Origin of the sequence: Chryseobacterium sp. ISL-6 (assembly GCF_018613715.1) — a bacterium.
Lineage (GTDB): Bacteria > Bacteroidota > Bacteroidia > Flavobacteriales > Weeksellaceae > Chryseobacterium > Chryseobacterium paludis.
Map to the genome: position 1 here is coordinate 359,147 of NZ_JAGGPT010000005.1, position 20,751 is coordinate 379,897.

Genomic DNA, 20,751 nt, shown 5'->3' on the forward strand with positions numbered 1-20,751 from the left:
GCTATTAGAGTTGAGAAAGTCTGCTGTCTAATATCTGAAATCCGATATCTTATTAAAATTATTTTTCGTCTTTTTCGCTGATTTCCTTTGCCATTGGATTGTCTAAAACTCTTAGCTCATCCTTAGGCTTCTCATAATGGTTAAGTGAAATCACTGAATGTCTGTCGATATGTCTAGGACCTTCAATATTCCAGTCTTTCAATTCTTTTCTTTCGAAACGACAAGTATCACAGATAAATTCTTCAACTTCTCCCCACTGGTCTTTTCTTGCTGTAACTCTTACCACTTCATCTCCCTTCATCCAAACAACAGCTTTTCCTGAACACTTATCACATTTACATGTTGCATTCATAGGACTTGTAAACCAAACTCTGCTTGCAAAACGAGCTGTTCTGTCTGTTAAAGCACCTACAGGACAAACATCAATAATGTTTCCGATGTAATCATTATCCAATGCTTTATTTAGATATGTTGAAATTTCAGCATGATCTCCTCTGAAAAGAATACCGTGTTCTCTTGTGTTGGTAAGTTGATTAGCCGTAAGTACACATCTTGCACAAAGAATACAACGGTTCATATTCAGCTTAATATTAGGACCTAGGTCATCTGCTTCGTATGTATTTCTTTCAAATTCGGTTCTTGTACCTACAACACCATGTTCATAACCAAGATCCTGAAGATGACATTCTCCGGCCTGATCACAAATTGGACAGTCTAGCGGGTGGTTTACCAATAAAAACTCGGTAACCGCCTTTCTACCTTCCTGAGCTTTATCAGAAGTAAGATTTTTTACTTCCATCCCATCCATTACATTAGTTCTGCAACTTGCCACTAATTTTGGCATAGGACGGGGATCCGCTTCAGATCCTTTAGAAACTTCTACTAAGCAAGTTCTACATCTCCCTCCACTGGTTTCCAATTTGCTATAGTAGCACATTGCAGGAGGTACAGATTTTCCACCAATTTGTCTGGCAGCTTCCAAAATAGAAGTCCCAGGCAAAACTTCAGCAGTCTGTCCGTCTATAGTTATTTTGAATTTTTTAACCTCTTCGCTCATATTCTATGCTTTCGCTTATGCTTTTAAGGCGTTAAGCTATATTTTAATTATACTTCTTCGTGTTAAATGTATACCCGATCCCTGCAAGAACCTGCCCGAAAACAAAATCCTGTCTGGCTTTATCCGGTTTATTATTCAATGTGGTTTTAATATCCCACATATTGATATATCCAGCTTTAGCTTCTGCCCTAATCATCCAGTTTTTCCAGAAAACTAAGTTAAGGCTGGATCTAAGATCGGTCCCCATACCGGCAACATGAAATCGGTCACTTCTTTCATTTCCAAAAAGCTTTATGTTACTTTTAGGAAACATTACTCCGATTCCTGCTCCATAAGACCACACTAAATCTATATTTTTTTTATGAATAAGATTTTTGTATTTCTCAATACCTAAATTTTCATAATTAAGTCCATCTGTATGCTCGAAAGTAAGAAACTGCGTATCAGATAAATCTACCTGTCCATTATGTACCATTCCTGCATATTTAGGATCTGAAATTGTTCCTGAAAAATCAACCGTTTGATTTTGTTTCATTACATACTTCATATGATCGATCCCTAAAACAATAGCAAGGTTATCTTTTATAAAATATCCGAGTCTGAAGTTATACTGTGTTACTGTAAACCAGCTTGGATCAAAATAAACGATTCCGAACTTTGTCTGTTTATCTCTGGCAGCTACATTATTCAACTGAAAATCATAACCGTTTCCTGTGAAATGGATGTCAGAATTACTAAAAGCGCCCCTGTTCCAACCATAAAAAATGAACATCTGACCTTTTTTGCTTAAAGGTAAAGGTTTTTCTTTCTTCTTAATAGATGCCGGACCTACGGTAGGTAAATAATCGGATTGATATTCTAAAGAGTCATTTTTAGTTTTCTGTGCAAACACAAGATTTGAGATAACCAAACTAACAACTAATAACTTTTTCATTGTAATTACGCATTATTTTCAACAGCAGGAATAGGATCTGCATAATTAGCCAATCCATAATTTTGAGTTAAACATAACTCAGGATTTTTTATGTGCCATTCAAATTCATCTCTGAAGTGGCGTATGGCTGCTGCAACAGGCCAAGCCGCTGCATCACCTAAAGGACAGATCGTGTTACCTTCAATTTTTCTCTGGATGTCCCAAAGTAAATCAATGTCTTCCATTTTTCCTTGTCCGTTTTCAATCTTCTTTAAAATTTTATACATCCATCCCGTTCCTTCACGACAAGGTGTACACTGTCCGCAACTTTCGTGATTATAGAATCTCGCTAAAGTCATGGTATGTTCTACGATACACTGATCTTCGTCTAAAACTATGAAACCTCCTGAACCCATCATTGTTCCGGTAGCAAAGCCACCATCCGCTAATGATTCATAGTTCATGTATCTTGGTTCTCCGTTTACTGTTCTTAATAATAGATTTGCAGGAACGATTGGAACAGAACTTCCACCTGGAATACAGGCTTTTAATTTCTTTCCGTTTGGAATACCACCGCAATATTCATCTGAATAAATGAATTCTTCAACGGTAATCGTCATATCAATTTCATATACTCCAGGTTTGTTGATATTTCCGCATGCAGAAATCAACTTTGTCCCTGTGGATCTTCCAACACCTATTTTTGCAAATTCAGCTCCTGTAATATTAATGATTGGAACTACTGCTGCGATAGATTCAACGTTATTTACCACTGTTGGTCTTTCCCAAAGTCCTTTTACAGCAGGGAATGGCGGTTTTAATCTTGGATTTCCTCTTTTACCTTCAAGAGATTCAAGCAATGCGGTTTCTTCACCACAAATATAAGCTCCACCACCTCTTTGAACATAAATTTCACAATCGAAACCGGTTCCAAGAATATTCTTACCTAAAAAACCAGCGGCTTTAGCTTCTTCAATAGCTTCTTCTAAAATATCCGGAATCCATGAATATTCTCCACGGATGTAGATATAAGAAACATTAGAGCCTAAACAGAAAGATGAAATAAGCATTCCTTCGATCAATAAATGAGGAAGAAATTCCATTAAATATCTGTCTTTAAAAGTTCCTGGTTCAGATTCATCTGCATTTACTACCAGGTGTCTTGGAACACCTTCCGGTTTTGCCAGAAAGCTCCATTTCATACCTGTAGGAAACCCTGCACCACCACGACCACGAAGTCCTGAAGTTTTTACTTCTTCTAAAATCTCATCGGGTGTCATCTTCAAGGCTTTTTCTGCTGCTTCATAACCTCCCTGTTTACGGTAAGTCTCGAAATAGCGAATACCTTCTATATGTGCGTCTTTAAGTAAAAGTTTTTTACTCATTGTATATTTTAATTAATCCAAAGCAACTTGTCCCTCTCTGCAAAGATCAAGGATTTCGTCTACTTTTTCTATCGTTAAATTTTCATGAAAGAATTTTCCCAACTGCATCATCGGCGCATAGCCACACGCACCAAGACATTCAGCGGGTTTTAATGTGAACATACCGTCTTCAGTAGTTTGTCCATCCTTAATGTTCAGTTTAGTTCTGATATGATTTAGGATTTTTTCGCTTCCGCAAACCATACAAGGTCCCGTTCTGCATACCTCCAAAACATATTTACCAACTGGCTTCATATTGAACATCGTATAAAAAGTAGCTACTTCATATACTTCAATTGGCTGAATACTCAATAATTCTGCAACATAATCCATTACTGGAACATCCAGCCATCCTCCGAATTCTTTCTGTGCTAAATGCAGAACAGGAAGAAGAGCAGACTTTTGTCTTCCTTCAGGATATCTCGCGATAATTTTATGTACTTGTTCTAAACTTTCCGGTTTAAAAGCTATTGTTTCGTTCATTTTATCTAAGATTTCAGATGTCAGATTTCAGACATCAGATTTTAATTTATCTATAGCGCTAAGAGTCTGACATCTGATATCTGATGTCTTACATCTTATTTTATGCGTCTAATTCTCCTGCAATAATATTCATACTACACATTGTTACGATCGCGTCAGAGATCACAGAACCTGTAATCATTTCAGGATACGCCTGGTAGTAGATAAAACATGGTCTTCTGAAGTGCAACCTGTAAGGCGTTCTTCCACCATCACTCACTAAATAGAATCCTAATTCTCCATTTCCGCCTTCTACAGCATGGTAAACCTCACCTTTAGGAATTTCAGTTTCTCCCATTACAATTTTGAAATGGTAAATCAAAGCTTCCATCTTATTATAAACATCAGCTTTCTCAGGAAGATAAAAATCAGGAACATCAGCATGGAAATCACCCTCAGGAAGATTGTTATATGCTTGTTCGATGATTTTAAGAGATTCCCATATTTCCTGTTGACGAACCATAAAGCGATCATAAGTATCACCTGCAGTTCCTACAGGAATAATAAAATCGAAATCCTGATAAGACGAATAGGGTTGCGCAACTCTTACATCATAATCTACACCTGCTGCACGTAAATTAGGACCTGTAAAACTATAACTTAAAGCTCTTTCCGCAGAAATAGCTCCTGCTCCAATAGTTCTGTCCATAAAGATTCTGTTTCTTTCCAAAAGCTGACCGAATTCAGCAAACTTTTTAGGGAAAGTTTTTAAGAAATCTTTAATTAATTCATGACATTTTGGCGTCAAATCTCTTTCGAAACCACCGATTCTTCCCATATTGGTTGTCATCCTTGCTCCGCAGATCTGCTCATAAATATCATAGATACGTTCTCTTTCAATGAACATATAGGTAAGTCCCGTAATTGCTCCAGCATCCATACCTGTTACTCCATTACAGATCAAGTGATCTCCAATTCTTGCCAGCTCCATAAGGATAACACGAATGTAGTCAACACGCTTAGGAACTTCAATTCCTATCAGTTTCTCAACAGTCATATGCCAACCTAAATTGTTAATAGGTGCAGAACAATAATTCATACGATCCGTAAGGGTAGTGATCTGGGTGAAATTTCTTCTTTCAGAAATCTTTTCAAATGCCCTGTGAATATATCCTACGGTTTGCTCAGCATGAAGAATTCTTTCTCCATCCATGGTTAAGACGTTTTGAAAGATCCCATGAGTAGCAGGGTGGGTCGGACCTAAATTGAGGGTATATAACTGACCGTCAATTTGCTCCTTACTTTCGTATTGGTTAAGTATATTAGATAATGAGTTATCTTTCATAATATATAATTGATAATTGATAGGCGATAATTGATCAGTAATCAATCATCAGTAATCATTATATTTTTATTTTATCTTCCGAACATGCTATCGTTCTTGTCAGTTCTGGTACCATCTTCAAGACGATATTCCTTCAACATTGGGTGATATCCAAGATCTTCCATATTTAAAATAGCTCTTAGATCAGGATGTCCCTTAAATTTAATTCCAAAGAAATCAAAAGTTTCTCTCTCCATCCAGTTAGCTCCGGCATATAGTTCTGTAAGAGAATCTACTTCGATATTTTCTCTCGACATAAATACTTTAAGACGGATTCTGAAATTGGTCATCATGTTGTGTAAATGATAAACCACTCCGATTTCTTTTTCAGGGAATTCAGGATAATGGATTCCACAGATATCTGTAAGGAAATTGATTTCTAAAGAAGAATCTTTAAGATAATGAACCACCTTTTTGATATCATCTTTTTTAACTTCGATGGTCAGCATTCCGTAAGGTTCTGAACTTGAAATTACAGTTTCCGGAAATTCTCTTGTTATTGCTTCTAATACAAATTCGTTCGTCATCTCCGCTTAGTTGCTTATGTTGTAAGAATCTAATAAATTCTGGTACTCAGGCATATCTCTCCTTCTGATGCTTTCGCTTTCGGCAAGAGCCTGAACCTGCATTACGCCTTCTATGATCTGCTCTGGTCTTGGCGGGCATCCAGGAACATAGACGTCTACCGGAATAATTTTATCAATTCCCTGTAAAACAGAATAGGTGTCAAAAATACCACCACTAGAAGCGCAAGCTCCTACTGCAACCACCCATTTTGGCTCTGCCATCTGAGTGTATACTTCTTTTAGGACTGGGCCTAATTTCTTAGATATAGTTCCACAAACCATCAACATATCTGCCTGTCTTGGTGAGAAAGAGTTTCTTTCCATTCCAAACCTTGATGCGTCATATGTTGGGTTTAGGGTAGCCATAAATTCGATACCACAACAAGAGGTTGCAAACGGTAACGGCCAAAGAGAGAACTTTCTTGCCATCCCGATTACACTGCTCAATTTCGTTGCGAAAAAACCTTCTCCTTCAAATCCTTCCGGAGCCGGTGCATCTGTTCTTATTATTGGTTTTTGATCTGACATTGTCTTTGATTTTAGATTTTGAATTTTAAATTCTGGATTCAAAATTCATCATTCATAATTTTACTTTATTTATCCCAATCAAGGGCTCCACGTTTCCATACATAGATAAATCCTACGAAGAAAATAGCAACGAATGTTAGAACCGCAAGGAATCCTTCAAATCCGAATTCTCTGAAGTTAACAGCATATGGATAAAAAAATACAATTTCGATATCGAATAGGACGAACAATACCGCAGTAAGGAAATATTTGATGGAAAAAGGGGTCCTGGCATTTCCTTCTACCGGAATACCACATTCCCAACTTTGATTTTTCACAGAATTTCCTTTCTTTTGACGAGGTCCTAAGAAATGCGCTCCAAGTAACGAAACAGCTACAAAACCAATTGCAACGCCGGCTTGAATAAGGATTGGAATATAACTTTCAGGTAAATTCATTTTTGCATTATTATCTCAATTTGCAAATTTAGCGAATAAACAAGAAAGCATGAAATTAATAACCTTAAATGTGGAGTTAAAATAAGGAAAACTGGTAATTTAGAATGAATAAAAATTAGAGAGTGATGATTATCTTTTTTGTGTATTTTTCTCCTTTTTTAGTAGCAACCGTCAAAAGATATTGTCCATCAGCGATATTTGATACATCCAGTCTTTCTATGTTGTTTTGATTTGAAAAATCTTTAATAAGTCTTCCAGAATTGTCAAACAGCTGTATTGAGATGATTTGCTGGCGTTCAAGGTTGGTGTTACAGATAATGCTGCTTTTTGTTGGATTAATCACGTCGAAATAAATACCTGCGGTACTCGTCTCTTGAACGCCTAAAATAGGAGTACATGTGGATTTCACATCAGTTAAGTCATAGTACGTTGCTGCACCGTTAATCTGATAACCATACGTTCTGATTGGTGGCCCAACTTGTTTATTAATCATATCCAGCTCATGTAGGGTAGAATTCCATCCCGTAGAAGCTATAACATAAACCTTGGAGTAGCTTCCATGATTAATTGAAAAGGCTGAGAAGAAGTTTGATAATGCTCCGAAATTGATGAATGGGCAGCTTGCGGAAGGTGTATTCATATTGATTTCAAGTATACCCGTTAAAGTAGTTACGAAGAGCCTCCTATTATAAAAAAAGAGATCTCCTGCTACATACTGTCCGGAAGGCAAATCGCCCATATACGAAAATGTACCAGTGCTAATTTCATATCTGTAAAGCTTGGATGGGGCTCCTACGGCATATAAGTAGGGGCCGGAATCAGAAATTAAAGCCCTAATTGCACCAGGCGAAGGAGTGAAATCCCCAAGAAATTCACATGTGGCATTGGAGCTGTTTTTCCTGTATAATGATCCCGAAGTAGTTACATAATATAGATTGTTGGAAACGTCTATAGCAATATCCGTATAAACTTCGTTCACAGGGTTTGTAGGCACACAGAAAGTTTCTTCTATTTGGCTTGCATTTGAAACATTAAGTTTGTATACTTTGTTTACAGTACTGGACATGTTTAAAGTAGAGCTTACGTAAAATTCCTGTGAACATAATTTTATAGAAATAAAAAATAGGCCCCAAAAAACTGTTTTTAATATTAAGTTCATGGTATACAGTGTATTAGTGTGTTGTAAAAATAAAAAAATATTTTTAACAAACGAAAAATAGTCTGTAAGGGGTATTTATTTCTTCATTTTTTTCAGAAGAGAATAGGCCATGAATGAAATATAGCCAAAAAGAATACTGGCATAAGCAATGTTAATGACCGTGTTCGTTTTATCGTCTCCATTTTGAAAAAAGAAATTGTAAATGATAAATCCGGCGATGAGGATTGCAAAGACGATAAGATGTGGTTTCATGGGACGAGAGTTGTAGGTTTGGAGTTGAATTGCTGTTTGGACTTACAAGGTACGGTATGTGTAGTTCAAGTTGGAGGAAGTAGAAAATTGAGATTGTCAGTATGTTCTTACGTCTTTTACTCAAATCTTGTAACACAAATCCCGAAACTTTAGTTTTCGTTTATGATCATCGAATACGTTCTTCTTCTCTTATGGTTCGTTGGATTATAATCCTGCCAAAGAACCTGTACACTTTTGTTTTCTTCCAATTCAGGATTTGTTTCAGCAAAATCGATTCCCATACTGGTAAATCTCACAAAAATTTCTTTAAAAATAATCGCTGTAACTCCTCTTCTCTGGTATTCCGGATGAATTCCAATAAGGTAGAAATTCGCACGGTCATTCTTCTTGCTGGCTTGTAAGAAATGCCACCATCCAAAAGGAAATAATTTACCTTTTGCTTTCTGTAAAGCCTTTGAATACGAAGGCATTGTAATAGCAAAAGAAACCAATTGCTCATTTTCATCAACTACGCAAATCACATAGTTTTTATCAATAAAAGGAAAGTATTTTTCCCTGTACGTTTTTATCTGTTCATCTGAAATCGGTGTATAAGTAGAAAGGTGTTTATAGGTTTCATCTAATAGTTTGAACATCGGTTCAACAAAAGGTAGAATTTCCTCTTTTGATTTGAAGTTAAGAACTTTAAGCTTATACTTCTGAGCAATTAATCCACTGAATTTTTCTACTTTTTCAGGTAAGATCTTTGGGAAATTCATTTCATATTCTACCCATTCCTTTTCCTTAGTTAGGCCAAGATCTTCAAGGTGCTTTGGATAATATTCGTGGTTGTAGATTCCGATCATTGTTGCCAATTTGTCAAACCCCATTGTCAGCATTCCTGCTTTGTCGAGATTTGTAAAACCCATTGGTCCTTCGATCATATTGGTATTATGCTCTTTAGCGTAATCTTTTGCTTTTTGAATTAATGCTTCAGAAACTTCTTTATCGTCAATAAAGTCGATCCAACCGAAACGGACTTTCTTGATCCCTAATTCTTTTTCCTCTTTATGATTGATAATTACCGCAATCCTTCCAACCACTTTGTTGTCTTTATAGGCAAGGTATTGTTTAGACTCTGAATAATTTAATGCCGGATTTTCCTTTGCATCCCAAATCTTCATTTCGTCTTTTATAAACGAAGGAACATAATATGGATTGTTTTTATAAAGATCCATTGGAAATTTTACAAATTGTTTTAATTCGTTCTGGGTTTTTACTTCTAGAATTGAAACTTTTGACATAGTTGTGTAGGGTAATTAAAAGACAAAGATAAATAATAAAATGTAATACTTTGGCACAGTTTTTACATCTTACAGGTTAAAAATATCTATAAAATTTTATAAAAAATGATTGGTTATTATGTAATTATTGGGATTACAATGCTGGTGAGCTGGTATGTTTCATCAAAATTGAAATCTAAATTTGAATACTATTCCAATGTACACCTTCGAAATGGCCTTTCTGGAAAGGAAGTGGCTGAAAAAATGTTAAGAGATAATGGAATTAACGATGTTCAGGTAATTTCAGTTCCCGGACAGTTAACAGATCACTATAATCCAGGGGATAAAACAGTTAACCTTTCAGAAGGGGTGTACATGCAGAGGAATGCAGCCGCCGCCGCAGTAGCGGCACATGAATGTGGACATGCTGTACAGCATGCAGTGGGTTATTCTATGCTTCAGCTAAGATCAAAATTGGTACCTATTGTTAATATAAGTTCTAATTTGATGCAATTCGTAATTATGGCAGGTATTGCTGTTATGTTTGCAAGCAGGACTATTGAAAATCCAAATGGGAATGCCACTGTATTAGCAATTGGTGTTGCGTTATTTGCCGTTACCACTCTTTTCGCGTTTATAACTCTTCCTGTAGAATATGATGCAAGTAACAGAGCGATGAAATGGTTGAAAGATACCGGAACAGTTACTGCTGAAGAATATGTGGGAGTACAGGATAGTTTAAAGTGGGCAGCAAGAACGTATGTCGTGGCTGCTATTGGATCTTTGGTACAACTTCTGTATTGGGTTTCTTTATTGATGGGTGGAAGACGAAATTAATCTTTGAATTCAAAAGAAATATACTGCATCTCAGATAATTTATCTGAGATGTTTTCTTTTTGAGCTGTTTTTAAAGAAGCGGTAAGAATACAATTTTCGTTAGCATCAAAATTTAAAACTTTAGCATCAAACTTCGATAGTAAGGTAAAAATCGTATTCTGCTGATTAAAATTAAAGTGAATTTCAATTTCTGTTTCTAGTTCTCTGGTAATAATGTTAGTTTCTTCTAAAGTGAATTTTGCAGATTCCTTATAAGCTTTTACCAATCCTGAAACACCTAATTTTGTTCCACCATAATAGCGAACCACAATCACCAATACATTGGTAATTTCATGAGCTAGTAACTGATTGTAAATTGGTAGCCCTGCACTTCCGGATGGCTCACCATCATCATTAGCACGATAATTTTCACCATTTAAACCCATTCTGAAAGCATAGCAGTGATGAGTTGCTTTCGGGTGTTCTGTTCTTACTTTTTCTAAAGCATCCTTAAGTTCATTGTCATTATGTACGGGATAAGCAAATCCAATGAATTTGCTTCCTTTTTCTTTTATTAAAGTATTTTCGATGGGTTTTTCTATCGTTTTGTATTCGTGCATTTACCTGGTATCGTTTAGGACTTACAAAATTAAGATTTTACATAAAAAAAAGAGCGTTTCCGCTCTTATAATCAAATATCATTTTTAATGTTGTTAGCACGCTTCAGGAAAACTTCCTTCAACCCAAGCTGGCGGGCAGCTCATATCCTGAGAATTATTACAACATTGCATTTGTAAAGATGGCGGATAAGTAGTACAACATAAAGGCGGTCTCATTCCTCCGGATACTTTTCTTAAATTCTGTCTTGTGATTTTTTTTAGATTTTTCATAATAATAAAATGTTTAGTTGAAACTAATGAATTATTCGATATAAGTTGGATTATTATCCACAATAGTCCAAAGGGAGAAGGCATTTATAACTTGTTGGCCTACAGAAATCTGTCGGACAGTTGTCTCTGCAGCTTGTAAGATCCCCGTTAGGTAAAGTGCATGTTACAAAAACTCCACCGGTAATGGTTTTTAAATTGACCCTGGACATTTTTTTCAAATTTTTCATAATATGTATAGTTTAGTTTGAACCAAATTAATCATATTATTTCAAATAACTGTGATTATTATAAAAAGAATTAATGACTATTAGACAAATAAAAAGACAAAGTGTTATCTCTTACTGTTTGTATTTTAATAGGTTTTGGATTTAATTCAGGAGCCCTTGTTCCATTTTCAAGTTTTAAATTATCATTCTTAATAACCATTGCTTCATCCCAAAGATCGGAATCAATGAATTGCTGTAAAGTAAACCGGCCGCCTTCAATAATAACTGACTGGATTTGCTCTTTATACAAAGCATTCATTAGATCTGAAAGAAAATTCTCCTTTCCAATTTTGATCCAATGGATATTGTTCTCAGATCCTTCTCTAATAGAATTAAAAACAAGAGTCTTCGCTTCATTGTTGAAGATCTTAAAGTCACCGGGAACTTTTAAATCAAAGTCGATTAAGATTCTTACAGGATTTATTCCTTCAACATTTCTTACAGTTAAACCAGGATTGTCATTTAATGCAGTTTGAGTTCCCACGAGAATGGCGTGCTCTTCTCCCCGTAACTGATGGACAAATTGATTGACTAGCGAATTTGAAATAGAAGTGGGTTTGAAATCTTTATCCAAAAACCCATCAGCAGATTCGGCCCATTTTAAAATAATATAGGGTCTTTTCTTTTCATGATAAGTGAAAAACCTCTTGTTAAGTTCGATACATTCTTTCTCTAGAACTCCCGAAATTACTTCTATTCCTGCATCCTGAATGATTTTTTTTCCTTTTCCATTCACCTTATCATGAGAGTCCATCGCACCAATAACTACTTTTTTGAATCCTAGTTCTTTAATTTTTAAAGCACAAGGAGGAGTTCTTCCGTAATGTGCACAGGGCTCAAGAGAAACATAAATTGTAGATTCAGGGATAAGATCTTTATTGACTACAGAATTGATGGCATTGATCTCAGCATGAGGTTCTCCGGCTTTATGATGGTAGCCTTCTCCGATAACTTCACCATTATGCACAATAACACTTCCTACCAATGGGTTAGGGTACGTTTTTCCCAAAGCCTTTTGAGCCAGTTCAATGCATCTTTTTATATATAATTCGTCCTGCATAGTATTAAAAAAAGCGAAGACAAATTTCTTTGCTTCGCCTTTTTATTGTTTTTTTTTATCAATTAGTCTCCAACAATAATATTGTGAAGATTTTGTTTTAAAGTTTCCAGATGAGCTTTCTTTTCGTCGATTGTGTTGAAAGTATCTGCTAATAAAGGATTGTCTCTTGACGGCTTGTTGAAGAATGCTAAATTGTTTTCTAATTTTACAATTTCAGACTCGAGGTCAGAGATCTGGCTCTTCATTTTTCTAGCCTTATCTGTCAATTGATTTTCAGAAAGACCTTCTTCTTTCAACTCAAGTTCATTGATCTTATTAAGTTTTAATTTTTCTCTTAAAGTTTTATTGAACTCAGAATTGATGCCGATCTTGTCTCTAGGTACCTTTCCAATATTATTCCACGCTGTTTTTATAGCTTCGATCTTTTCGATACTTCCTTCGTCGTTAGAAATGGTTTTCAATTCCTCAAGAAGTTCTTTTTTCTGTTTGTGGTTTTCCTTCCAGTTATCAGTAGAAGCATTACTCTTCTCTCTGTAATTATTGAAGAAAGTATTACAAGCATCACGGAATTCATCCCAAATTTTATTGGTCATGCTTTTAGGAACGTGACCAATTTTTTTCCAGTCTTCCTGAAGCTTTTTAAACAATGGAACAGAGATATCCCATTCTTCATTATTCATATTGTCCTGAGCGGTCTTGATCAATTTTAATTTTTCATCAAGATTCGTTTGCTGGGAGCCTTTTAATGATTTATAATAATTGTTCTTTGTTGTATTGAAGCTTCTTAAAATAGTCTTGAACTCATTCCAGTTTTGGTTGGATAGCTTTCTTGGAACGCTTCCTGTCTTTAAAAATTCAGAACGAAGATCTTCAACTCTTTTTATTGCATTTTGCCAGTAGTTATGATTTGGCGTTTCAGCAGGCTCAGATAATTTTTTAATCTCAGCAATAACCTTGTTTTTCTTTTCAAGGTTGTCATTTTGTTCAGATTCTATCGCTGCCGAAAGTTCAGATTTTCTTTCGTGAATTTTGTTTGAAATCTCTTTAAATTCTTCCCATGTTTTTTCACGGAATTCTTCAGCTACAGGTTCTGCCTCTTCTTTCCAAAGTTTATGAAGATACTGTAGTTCATTTAATGCTTTTTGAATGACAGGTTCATTTTCAAGTTCCTTAGCACGGGCAATGATATGTTGTCTTTTTTCAAGGTTATGCCCATATTCCTGCTCCAGGAATTCTTTATTTAAATCCAGCATTTGATAAAACTGATTCAAATGGTGGAAGTAATTATTGTTAAGGATTTTAAATTCAGATTTTGCCACCTGCCCGGCGTTTGACCAATCTTCTTTGATTTCGCGGATAGATTTAAACAAGTTGGTATTGGGCTCCGAATTGGTATAAAGATTTTTAAGTCTTTCGATAATACCCTGACGGTGATCAAGGTTTTTCTTCTGCTCTTCTTCCTGACCTTTCTGGAAGTTGTCATGTTTTTCTCTGAAAATACTTACTAAAGCAGAAAGTTTTGATTGTGAAGGATGCTCGTAGCTGAAATTCTCTGCAGCATTCCCTGCTTCTACATATTCATGCTTTTTGTCTTCCACTTCATCATGGATGTAATGACTTGCTTTTTCTTTTAATTGATTGAATTTTTTAACATCTTCACCAGCGTTAGCTGAGTTGATGATTTTTTCCATTTCTTTCAATGCATCGGCTAAAGAAATATCAGCATCAGCATGCTCTTCCAGATGTTCAGCATCATCGTGCTGAATTTCCTCCTGAGGCACAGTGTTTTCTGAGGTCTCTTCTTGTGATACTTCTGTAGAATTCTTATTTTCTTCGTTTTCAGAAAAATTATCTTCTGTTGTCATAGCAAATCTTTTATGTGAGTGGCGTTTAATATCTGTTGTATGTAGCTAAAAAGCCAATTAATGCACTAATTTATGTTATTTTTTTTGAAAATTCCAAATTTCCCAAGCTTTTTCTGCTTGCTGCTCAAGCATGTAATATCCGTTCACTGTTTTTGCTCCTTTTTCCGAAGCGTTAATAATGAACTGGGTGTAATTGGGATTATATATTAAATCGATGATTAGGTGTTCTTTAGACAATCCTTCAAAAGGAAATTTTAAACAATCTTTGGTATTAGGAAAGGTTCCCACCGGAGTAGTCTGAATAATCAGCTTGTGATTCTGAACGGTCTCTGCGCTAAGATTATCAAAATTTAATATAGAATTCCTTGAAACAATTTCTGAGGAAATCCCATTTTTATCTAATGCATATTTTACTGCTTTTGCAGCACCTCCGTTTCCAAGAATTAATGCTGAGTTGTGATGTGGCTTTTTATGAAGAAGTAATGTTTTTTCAAATCCAACGGCATCTGTATTATAACCTTTTTTCTTTCCATTTTGAATTAATACACAGTTCACAGCCCCAATTTTTTCTGCTTCTTCACTTAACTCATCCAGATAGTCAATGATCTTTTCTTTATAGGGAATTGTTACATTAAAACCTAAGAGCCCGGGTGTTGAGAATAAACCTTCTACTTCATCGATTTCCTTAAGATCAAAAATATCATAAGAAAACCCTTTGAGCATCAGTTTTTGGAATTTATTTTCGAAGTATTTTTTAGAAAAAGAATAAGAAATATTTCTTCCTATCAAGCCTAATTTTTTATTGGAATCCATCTATCAAAAATAAAAAAAAGACCGAATAAATCGGTCTTTAATGATTAAAATATTTTTATGATTATTCTACAATGAATTTTGTAGAAGTATGATCTGTTTTAAGGATGTAATTTCCTTTAGCCAAACCTTTTAATTGGATTTTATTAGAGTTTTTGAATGGATTTACAATCACTTCTATTAATTTTCCTGACAGGTCATAGATCTCTGCTTTAGAAATTTTGCTCAGGTGATCACCCTTTACATAAAGTTCATTGTTCTTAACCGGGTTAGGGTAAACAACAAAAGAAGATTGGCTTTTCGTAGCGTCTGTCGTTCCTAAAGTTGAAGTACATGTCCAGCTAAGATCATCCATTGCAATCCTATTACTGCTGGATGATGTAGTGATAATTTTAATCACTGCATTTCCGGTAACGTTAATATTGTTAATGGTGGTTGTTGTAGCTGTTGCACTGTATGGTATTGTACCTACAATATTTCCGTTAACTTCAACACTCACTGTTCCTGCTGTTCCACTATATTTCAATTGTGTGGTTAATGTTAAACTTTGAACCCCTCCTGAAATTGTAGAACTCGTTAGTGTTCCATTACGGATCGTAATTGATTTTCCATTAATGGTTTCATCTGTTCTTGCGAATGTTGCATCCCATGTAATACCATTATTAGTCCATGTTCTATTAACGTATGAGCTAGGAGTAGCTGTTGGAATTGTATCAAATGTTTCTGTTCCACAGCTTGTGCCACCGGTTTGCCCAGGTAATGTAGTTTCTGTAGCAACATTACTTTGTGGCGAAGAATTACCTCCAGCATCTCTTGCGATCACATAGAAGCTATAGGCTGTAGAAGATAATAATCCTGAAACAACAGTTGTAGTTCCAGAAACAGTTGTTTTTAAAGTGTTGTTAGCATAGATGTCATATCCTGTCACTCCCATATTATCAGTAGCAGCAGTCCAGCTTAAAGAAACTGAATTGGATGTCGGATTGCTGGCGACAAGGTTTGTAGCTGCTGTTGGAGCTTGGTTATCCACTACTGGAGCTCCCCAGATTAAGGCAACATATTCAGGGTGATCAATATATGGATTTCTGTTTTTCTGATAAACATAAGCTGCATTGTTTCTTGAAACTTCTGTTGGAGACACAGGATCCTGGATATTCCAGGTTAATAATTGATTCAGTTCCCAAGCCTGAAGCCCAGGGAAAGCAGAACCACCAAGCATATTTCCGCTGCTAAAACCAGATAGCTGAGTTTCATATCTTGTTACAAAATAAAGAATCATTCTGGCAACATCTCCCTTAAAAGCATCAATAGGTTCGAAAACGATTCCTGAGTATCCCTGAGAAACAGAAGTTCCTAGCTTAGAGCCATTTAAAGAAGTGTAAGATGTTGTTCCTACTGTTCCAAAAGGATAATTGGATCTCATTCCATTTACTTTACCATCGGTAGCGCGAATGAAGTTGATATCAGATTTCATTGGAAAAGCTTCATTGAAAAGACTTTGAGGCACAATGTGTTCTCTGTTGTAGCAATCTCCTTCATTAGTATATGTTCCACATTGATTGGTTCCATACGTAAAATTGTAATGATCTGCACCAGTTGGGTTTTCGGAATAGATGTCTAAAATAGTTCCGTCACCTTCATAAAATTGATCACGGTCTGTGGTTTGATAACCTGTCCATAATCCGCCATATCCATGATCTTCATGTCCATTGGTGATAATTTCTTTCAATTTTGATTTTAGAGTGGCTCCGGTCAGTCCGGTAGTGCCATCGTAGTATCCTGCTGGTATTTGAGCAAATGCATTAATACATGCAAATACCAATAAAAAAGAGAATAAAATTCGTTTCATTGTATAAAAATTGGACGCCAAAGGTACAGAAAAATGAATCCTACGTGTATTAACTTTTAGTAATATACTCTTTGCTTATTTTTGAAAATACCCATGAAATTAGGAACCCGAAAAGGGATGCTGTAACGGCTACGATGAGATAATTTTTACCTACGATTTTTACCGGGAATGGAAGGGTTTCGTTGGCTTTAAAGAATTCGGTGAACAATTGGAAATAACACAATACGGTTCCCATAATAAGCCCTGAAATAATTCCTGAAACCACAATAAGAAGTCCTGTATAGAAATAGATTCTTCTTAAATGGCTTAACGGAAATCCTAAAGAGATCAATGATCTTGCCTGTTCTTTTTTGTCAAGCTGCAGGATAATAATCGCACCTGCAAGATTAAAGGTGGTAATAAATATGACCAACGCAAAAATCAAATAGATGAAAAGCTTTTCTGTGTTGATCATTTTCCAGAAAGCAGCATTTTCTTCTTCTTTGGTTTTGATGTCAATGGTTTTGCCAATCATGGTAAGAAGTTTAGCTTTGATCTGATCAGCATTTTCTGAATTCTTTAATTTGACTACAATTTGGTAGGCAGAGTTTTTTGGAAGACTCAGTAGCTGTTCTGTAAGTTCAATAGGAGAGATGATATAACTGTCTAACTGATCTTTTCCAGGAAAAATACCGGTGACAAGAATATCTCTTTTATTATAAATATCTTCTTCTTTATTAATGATCCCCAAGCCGGGTTTAGGCATAAAGATAGTGGCATAATCTTTTGAAGAAGCAACCGGAATCGATAATCTGTTATCTAAGGAATTTTCCATTAAGACCTCGTTTGAGTAGTCGAAACTTGGATAGCTTCCGTAAAAAACATCTTTATTAATTGGATTTACGATGGTATAGGCAGAATCAACACCTCTCAGATAGGCAATATCGCCTTTGCCATTGTAATTGATATATACTTTCTCTTCAATAACTCTTGAAAAACTGAGAATTTCTTTATTGTTTTTAAGAACCCCTTCAATTTTATTTAAATTCTTTAATGTTTTTCCTGAAGAACTTTTTATTGTAAGATCGGCATGAAGATTAGAGATAAGATCTTTATTAAGATCTTCCAGCCCTGAGAAAACAGAAATAATGACAAACATTGCAGTCACAGCCACCATCATAGCTCCTACAGATAACCATGTAATAAAGGTAACGGCAGTGCTCCCTTTTTTTGATAAAAGGTATCGGGAAGCGATATAAAATGCAATGTTTTTCAAAATCTATAATACAGGATTGTCACCTTCACCTCTTAACTCTTTTTCCAGTTTTTCAACATCATCAAGAGATGTGTCAAGGTAAAAATTAAGCTGTGGGATAATGCGAACCTGCTTAGCCATTTTCTGGCCAATGAAATTTCTGTATTGGGTTTTGTTTTCCTCGATCTCCTTCATAATATTAGGACGGTATTCCTGAGGAAAGATGCTTAAGTAAATTTTTGCAATTCCTAAATCTGCAGTTACTTTAACATCGGAAACAGAAACTAAAAAGTTCTGTTTGCTATCTGCAGCCTGTTTGCGGAACAATTCTGCGAAATCTTCCTGTATAATCTGTGCTACTTTTCTTTGTCTGTTACTTTCCATAATTTATGCAAATTTACTACTTTTGTTTGAATTGCTCATTTGAAATTTAATGGGTGTATCAAATTTACGATTTAATTATAGTATTTTACTTATGAAGTTAGAACATATCGGCATTGCCGTAAAATCTCTCGGTATTTCAGATGACCTTTTTGAAAAACTTTTAGGAAAACCTTCTTATAAAAAGGAAAGCGTAGAAAGGGAAGGCGTGGTTACTTCTTTTTATGGAACCGGAGAAAGCAAAATTGAGCTTCTTGAAGCCAGTAATCCTGAAAGTCCGATCTCAAAATTCATTGATAAAAAAGGGGAAGGTATCCATCATCTGGCTTTTGGCGTTGAAAATATCCTTGAGGAAGTAAAAAGGTTAAAAAAAGAAGGCTTTCAATTTATCTCCGAAGAGCCGAAAGAAGGTGCTGATAACAAATTAGTTGTATTCCTTCATCCCAAATCCACCAATGGAGTATTGGTAGAACTTTGTCAAGAAAAGTAATAAAAAGTTTTGTAGTGAAAGAAATTTTACTATTTTTGCAAGCACAAAATTTAACCAAGTTTTGAGGTCCTATAGCTCAGTTGGTTAGAGCACCTGACTCATAATCAGGTGGTCCCTGGTTCGAGCCCAGGTGGGACCACATATAAAAGCCACTTACAGTAATGTGAGTGGTTTTTTGTTTTATTGGGTGAAACATTCGAACACTACTGAAGGGCAGGTTAAAATTATCTGCTTTATAACAAACAAAAACCTATAAAAATGATTGAGTTAAATGATGTGTAATTATATAATTCAGAATAGTATCTTCTTAATCATCATTTTCCTTTATATGTATGTGATGTTAGATTTTAGATTTAGGAAGGATGATTTTGATTTTAAAAGATATGCCAAAAAAAGAAAAAAGCAATCTATGTTATCCTGGATTATGGATGTTAATGGATGGCAAGCAGCTATCTGTGCTTTGATATTTACGATAATATATTTTTTTATTAAGCGTGGAGTTTTGACTGATATTCTTAGTATTTTCAAAATCCATCTTTGTTAATCATTCTATTACTAAAGCTTATAATACTGTTCATATTGAAAGGCTAAAAAAGTAGTACTTAGAATTGGTTAAGCTCTTAAATCTAAATAAGAAAGATTTTAAATTGCTAACTTTGCAACCTCCAAGGGCTATCGGAGAGGTAATATTTTGTTATTGATAGCACAAGTGGGAATTTATAAGAACAAAAAATAAAGCAATGTCCATAACAAACGAATCTGAATTAATAGGAATGCAAAAGGCAAGTGAAGCTGTTGCCTATACTTTAAAGGAAATGATCAATTATGCTCAGCCAGGTATGACAACAAAGGATCTTGATAAATACGGAGCAAAAATATTATCCGACTTTGGAGCGAAATCTGCACCTTATCTGACATATGGATTTCCGGGTTGGACATGCATCAGTGTAGATAATGAATTCTGTCATGGTATTCCCACAGAAGAAAGGATTTTAAAAGAAGGTGATTTAATTAATATTGATGTTTCAGCGGAGCTTAACGGATTCTGGGCGGATAATGGAGGATCTTTTATTATTGGAAAGGATATCAACCAGCATCAGAAATTAGTGGATGCTTCTAAAGCTATTTTAGAAAAAGCAATCAGTAATATAAAAGGTGGAGTCAAAATAGCAGATATTGGATTTCTTATGGAAACTGAAGCTAAAAAAAGAGGCTTTAGAGTGATTAAGAATTTAGCAGGACATGGTATCGGAAGAAGTTTGCATGAGCAGCCTGACGAATTATTTAATTATAAAAACCGTTTTGATTCCCGGAGGTTCAAAAAAAATTCCGTGGTTGCGATAGAGACATTTATCTCGACCTCTTCAAATCTTGCCGTAGAATTAAATGACGGATGGACCATGGTAGGTAATAACGGAGGCTATATGGCACAACATGAACACACTATTGTGGTTACTGATGGGAAGCCGATCATTTTAACAGAAATGAATGGAATATTAAACTAAGGATTTAATTGAAATAAATACATAAAACCGCTTACAGAAATGTGAGCGTTTTTTTGTACTTATGTATCGATCGTATGCTGAAAATATAGATCATCAAATCCCATTGTTAGATTGTTTTTGGAATATAAATCATATTTGCTT

General features: G+C 35.3%; 23 protein-coding genes and 1 tRNA gene. 4 read left to right on the forward strand and 20 right to left on the reverse strand.

All coding sequences use genetic code 11. The features are described 5' to 3' along the window. Positions 1-58: 58 nt before the first annotated feature. From J7E44_RS09290 to J7E44_RS09340, 11 genes are all read right to left on the reverse strand, one after another. Positions 59-1,057 carry an NADH-quinone oxidoreductase subunit G gene (locus J7E44_RS09290; RefSeq protein WP_214828396.1) on the reverse strand — a complete coding sequence of 333 codons (999 nt, stop codon included), beginning with the start codon at positions 1,055-1,057 and terminating at the stop codon, positions 59-61. Between the two features lie 43 nt (positions 1,058-1,100). Then, positions 1,101-1,991, reverse strand: a complete 891-nt coding sequence (locus J7E44_RS09295) for a hypothetical protein (protein ID WP_214828411.1) — start codon at positions 1,989-1,991, stop codon at positions 1,101-1,103. A 5-nt stretch (positions 1,992-1,996) separates the two neighbouring features. Beyond that, positions 1,997-3,355, reverse strand: coding sequence for an NADH-quinone oxidoreductase subunit NuoF (gene nuoF, locus J7E44_RS09300; RefSeq protein WP_214828426.1), 1,359 nt, complete (start codon positions 3,353-3,355; stop codon positions 1,997-1,999). 12 nt (positions 3,356-3,367) lie between these two features. Then, on the reverse strand, positions 3,368-3,877 hold the full coding sequence (locus J7E44_RS09305; protein ID WP_214828429.1) for an NADH-quinone oxidoreductase subunit NuoE family protein: 510 nt from the start codon (positions 3,875-3,877) through the stop codon (positions 3,368-3,370). A gap of 100 nt (positions 3,878-3,977) precedes the next feature. Next, a complete protein-coding gene (nuoD, locus tag J7E44_RS09310; protein WP_214828444.1) occupies positions 3,978-5,201 on the reverse strand; it encodes an NADH dehydrogenase (quinone) subunit D in 1,224 nt (407 codons plus the stop codon). A 71-nt stretch (positions 5,202-5,272) separates the two neighbouring features. After that, positions 5,273-5,767, reverse strand: coding sequence for an NADH-quinone oxidoreductase subunit C (locus J7E44_RS09315; RefSeq protein WP_214828447.1), 495 nt, complete (start codon positions 5,765-5,767; stop codon positions 5,273-5,275). Positions 5,768-5,773: 6 nt separating this feature from the next. After that, positions 5,774-6,334 (reverse strand): NADH-quinone oxidoreductase subunit B, encoded by a 561-nt coding sequence (locus tag J7E44_RS09320; protein ID WP_214828460.1) that lies wholly within the window; start codon positions 6,332-6,334, stop codon positions 5,774-5,776. 65 nt (positions 6,335-6,399) lie between these two features. Then, positions 6,400-6,771, reverse strand: a complete 372-nt coding sequence (locus J7E44_RS09325; protein ID WP_089029016.1) for an NADH-quinone oxidoreductase subunit A — start codon at positions 6,769-6,771, stop codon at positions 6,400-6,402. A gap of 115 nt (positions 6,772-6,886) precedes the next feature. Then, the gene (locus tag J7E44_RS09330; RefSeq protein ID WP_214828463.1) at positions 6,887-7,837 is read right to left on the reverse strand and encodes a T9SS type A sorting domain-containing protein; all 951 of its coding nucleotides are present in this window, start codon (positions 7,835-7,837) and stop codon (positions 6,887-6,889) included. A 168-nt stretch (positions 7,838-8,005) separates the two neighbouring features. Continuing rightward, entirely contained in the window at positions 8,006-8,182 is a 177-nt protein-coding gene (locus J7E44_RS09335; RefSeq protein WP_214828467.1) for a hypothetical protein, read from the reverse strand. A 149-nt stretch (positions 8,183-8,331) separates the two neighbouring features. After that, complete coding sequence (locus tag J7E44_RS09340; protein ID WP_214828470.1) at positions 8,332-9,465, reverse strand: GTP cyclohydrolase; 1,134 nt, start codon at positions 9,463-9,465, stop codon at positions 8,332-8,334. 105 nt (positions 9,466-9,570) lie between these two features. Between J7E44_RS09340 and J7E44_RS09345 the strand changes: the two genes are divergently transcribed. Beyond that, complete coding sequence (locus tag J7E44_RS09345; protein ID WP_214828473.1) at positions 9,571-10,281, forward strand: zinc metallopeptidase; 711 nt, start codon at positions 9,571-9,573, stop codon at positions 10,279-10,281. Here J7E44_RS09345 and J7E44_RS09350 read toward each other — a convergent pair. The 9 genes from J7E44_RS09350 to rbfA form a co-directional block, all read right to left on the reverse strand. Beyond that, a complete protein-coding gene (locus J7E44_RS09350) occupies positions 10,278-10,880 on the reverse strand; it encodes an IMPACT family protein (RefSeq protein WP_214828476.1) in 603 nt (200 codons plus the stop codon). The two genes, J7E44_RS09345 and J7E44_RS09350, sit on opposite strands and share 4 nt — an antisense overlap. 93 nt (positions 10,881-10,973) lie before the next feature. Further along, positions 10,974-11,150 (reverse strand): bacteriocin-like protein, encoded by a 177-nt coding sequence (locus tag J7E44_RS09355; RefSeq protein ID WP_214828479.1) that lies wholly within the window; start codon positions 11,148-11,150, stop codon positions 10,974-10,976. Between the two features lie 53 nt (positions 11,151-11,203). Further along, on the reverse strand, positions 11,204-11,377 hold the full coding sequence (locus J7E44_RS24390) for a bacteriocin-like protein (protein WP_502757495.1): 174 nt from the start codon (positions 11,375-11,377) through the stop codon (positions 11,204-11,206). A gap of 70 nt (positions 11,378-11,447) precedes the next feature. Further along, complete coding sequence (ribD, locus tag J7E44_RS09360) at positions 11,448-12,476, reverse strand: bifunctional diaminohydroxyphosphoribosylaminopyrimidine deaminase/5-amino-6-(5-phosphoribosylamino)uracil reductase RibD (RefSeq protein ID WP_214828482.1); 1,029 nt, start codon at positions 12,474-12,476, stop codon at positions 11,448-11,450. Positions 12,477-12,538: 62 nt separating this feature from the next. After that, positions 12,539-14,341: a DUF349 domain-containing protein gene (locus J7E44_RS09365; protein ID WP_214828485.1), complete on the reverse strand. Its 1,803-nt coding sequence runs from the start codon at positions 14,339-14,341 to the stop codon at positions 12,539-12,541. 75 nt (positions 14,342-14,416) lie between these two features. After that, positions 14,417-15,154: a shikimate dehydrogenase family protein gene (locus J7E44_RS09370; RefSeq protein WP_214828488.1), complete on the reverse strand. Its 738-nt coding sequence runs from the start codon at positions 15,152-15,154 to the stop codon at positions 14,417-14,419. A 61-nt stretch (positions 15,155-15,215) separates the two neighbouring features. Continuing rightward, positions 15,216-17,000: an endonuclease gene (locus J7E44_RS09375; protein WP_214828504.1), complete on the reverse strand. Its 1,785-nt coding sequence runs from the start codon at positions 16,998-17,000 to the stop codon at positions 15,216-15,218. Between the two features lie 49 nt (positions 17,001-17,049). Further along, the gene (locus tag J7E44_RS09380) at positions 17,050-18,255 is read right to left on the reverse strand and encodes an ABC transporter permease (protein ID WP_214828507.1); all 1,206 of its coding nucleotides are present in this window, start codon (positions 18,253-18,255) and stop codon (positions 17,050-17,052) included. Between the two features lie 3 nt (positions 18,256-18,258). Further along, on the reverse strand, positions 18,259-18,618 hold the full coding sequence (gene rbfA / locus J7E44_RS09385) for a 30S ribosome-binding factor RbfA (RefSeq protein ID WP_214828523.1): 360 nt from the start codon (positions 18,616-18,618) through the stop codon (positions 18,259-18,261). 91 nt (positions 18,619-18,709) lie between these two features. On the opposite strand from rbfA, the gene mce reads away from it, so the two are divergent. The 3 genes from mce to map all read left to right on the forward strand — a co-directional run bounded on the left by mce (position 18,710) and on the right by map (position 20,610). After that, positions 18,710-19,105, forward strand: coding sequence for a methylmalonyl-CoA epimerase (gene mce / locus J7E44_RS09390; protein WP_214828526.1), 396 nt, complete (start codon positions 18,710-18,712; stop codon positions 19,103-19,105). Between the two features lie 65 nt (positions 19,106-19,170). Beyond that, positions 19,171-19,244, forward strand: a tRNA-Ile gene (locus J7E44_RS09395). Between the two features lie 601 nt (positions 19,245-19,845). Next, a complete protein-coding gene (gene map / locus J7E44_RS09400) occupies positions 19,846-20,610 on the forward strand; it encodes a type I methionyl aminopeptidase (protein WP_214828529.1) in 765 nt (254 codons plus the stop codon). Positions 20,611-20,751: the final 141 nt, after the last annotated feature.